This is a genomic window from Segeticoccus sp. (assembly GCF_035708005.1).
In genome coordinates, this window is sequence record NZ_DASSTI010000149.1 from 1 (window position 1) to 2,187 (window position 2,187).

General features: G+C 73.2%; 2 protein-coding genes and 1 tRNA gene. 1 reads left to right on the forward strand and 2 read right to left on the reverse strand.

What is annotated here, in order from left to right; translation table 11 throughout:
- Together selA and VFL99_RS14375 are read right to left on the reverse strand one after the other, a co-directional pair.
- On the reverse strand, positions 1-877 hold an 877-nt coding region (selA, locus tag VFL99_RS14370; RefSeq protein WP_325107058.1), incomplete at its 3' end, for an L-seryl-tRNA(Sec) selenium transferase.
- A 147-nt stretch (positions 878-1,024) separates the two neighbouring features.
- Positions 1,025-1,120 (reverse strand) — tRNA-Sec (locus VFL99_RS14375).
- 68 nt (positions 1,121-1,188) lie between these two features.
- Here VFL99_RS14375 and selD point away from each other — a divergent pair.
- Positions 1,189-2,187 (forward strand): selenide, water dikinase SelD (gene selD / locus VFL99_RS14380; RefSeq protein WP_325107059.1); only part of this gene is annotated, 999 nt, incomplete at its 3' end.

Genomic DNA, 2,187 nt, shown 5'->3' on the forward strand with positions numbered 1-2,187 from the left:
CGGCCTGCGGGCCACCGAGGAGCTTGTCGCCGCTGCACGTCACCAGATCCGCACCGGCGGCCAACATCGAGCTGGCGTCCGGTTCGTCGGGCAGCAGCGGGTCCGGTCGCAGCAGGCCGCTGCCGATGTCGACGACCAGCGCAGCCTCCAACGCTGCCAGCTCGGAAACCTCCACGCCAGAGGCGAATCCGTCGATCCGGAAGTTGCTCGGGTGCACCTTGAGGAGGCAGCCGGTCTGCTCCCCGAGCGCGCTGACATAGTCCGCGAGCTTGGTCCGGTTCGTCGTGCCGACCTCACGAATCCGTGCGCCGGTGGACGCGATCAGCTCGTGGAGGCGGAACCCGTCGCCGATCTCGACCATCTCGCCGCGGCTGACGACCACGTCACGACCGGCGGCGAGGGCGGTGGTGGCCAGGACGAGGGCCGCGGCACCGTTGTTGACGACCAGCACGTCCTCCGCGGCTGGCACGGCCTGCCGCAACGCCGCGAGCGTGCCGCGGCCGCGTCGGGCACGTGAGCCCGTGTGCACGTCATACTCCACGTCCACGTAGCCCGCCGCTCCCACGAGAGCCTCCACCGCGGCTGGGGACAAGGGGGCGCGCCCGAGGTTGGTGTGCAGCACGACGCCCGTTGCGTTGATGACCGGTCGCAGCGAGCTGGCGCGGGCCGGCACGGCCGCGAGGGCCTCGGCGAGCACGTCCTCGGGCGCGATCTCTCCCTGTCGGGCGCGCTGCTGGGCCGCCGTGACCGCTGCCTTCACCGCGTCTGCCCCCACGCGCTCGGCGGCCCGGGCCAGCCGGGCCTCCGCGAGGAGCACGTCCGTGCGCGGGATCCGCCGACGCGGGTCGACGTCGGCCTGCGTCGTGGGCTCGGTCATGGGCCGATCGTACGAGCGAGGCGCCCGTCCCGCCGGAAGGGACCGGTTTCGCCGGCTCGGCCGACCGAGGTGCAGCTCAAGTCGGTGCCACGACAGCGGCCCCAGTCGGTGCCACGTAAGCGGCCCGAGTCGGCGCCCCGCGAAGGTTGGCGGAGGCGGATGGGAATCGAACCCACCTGCGACGGATACCGCCGCACACCGGTTTTGAAGACCGGGAGGGCCACCAGGCACCTGTACGCCTCCGCCGCCAGACCCTACCCGACGGGGTCCGTGTCGGGCGGCCGCCCACGCCCGTGGGTACAGTCGCGAGCGTGAGCGACGCACTGGCGACATCGGGCAGGGCGGGGGAGCGGTCGGCATACCGGCTGACGCAGTTCGCGCACGGCGGCGGGTGCGCCTGCAAGATCCCGGCGGGTGAGCTGGAGGCGGTGGTCGCGGGACTCATCCAGCCGGGCGAGCCGAGCGACGCGGACCTGCTCGTCGGGCTGGAGGACGGCGACGACGGCGCGGTGGTCCGGCTCACCGCGGACACGGCCATCGTGAGCACGACCGACTTCTTCACACCGGTGGTCGACGACGCCTACGACTGGGGGCGGATCGCCGCGGCCAACGCGCTGTCGGACATCTACGCGATGGGCGCCCGGCCCGTGCTGGCGATCAACCTCGTCGGCTGGCCCCGTGAGGTGCTGCCCACCGAGCTGCTGCGCGAGGTGCTGCGCGGTGGCCGCGACGTCGCGCGCCAGGCCGGGTGCGCGCTCGCCGGGGGGCACAGCATCGACGACCCGGAGCCGAAGTACGGACTCGCGGTCACCGGGGTTGCCGATCCGAACCGGCTGCTGCGCAACGACGCCGCCAAGCCCGGTATGCCGATCACCGTCACCAAGCCGTTGGGGGTCGGTGTCCTCAACAACCGGCACAAGGCAACCGGCGAGGTCTTCCCGCAGGCGATCGAGTGCATGGTGCAGCTCAACGCCGATGCGGGGCGGGCCGCACTCGAGGCGGGTGCGCAGGCAGCGACCGACGTGACCGGGTTCGGGCTGCTCGGGCACCTGTTCAAGATGCTGCGCGCGTCCGGGGCCGGGGCCGTCGTGGAGGCCGCGGCCGTGCCGTACCTCGACGGTGCGCGTGAGGCGGCGCGGGACGGGTTCATCAGCGGCGGCACCCGGCGTAACCTCGACTGGGTGCGGCCGCACCTCGACGCCGGTCGCGCCGACGAGGTCGAGTTGTTGCTGCTCGCCGACGCGCTGACCAGCGGCGGGCTGCTGGTGGTGGGGGAGGTGCCGGGGTACCCGGTGATCGGCGAGACCGTC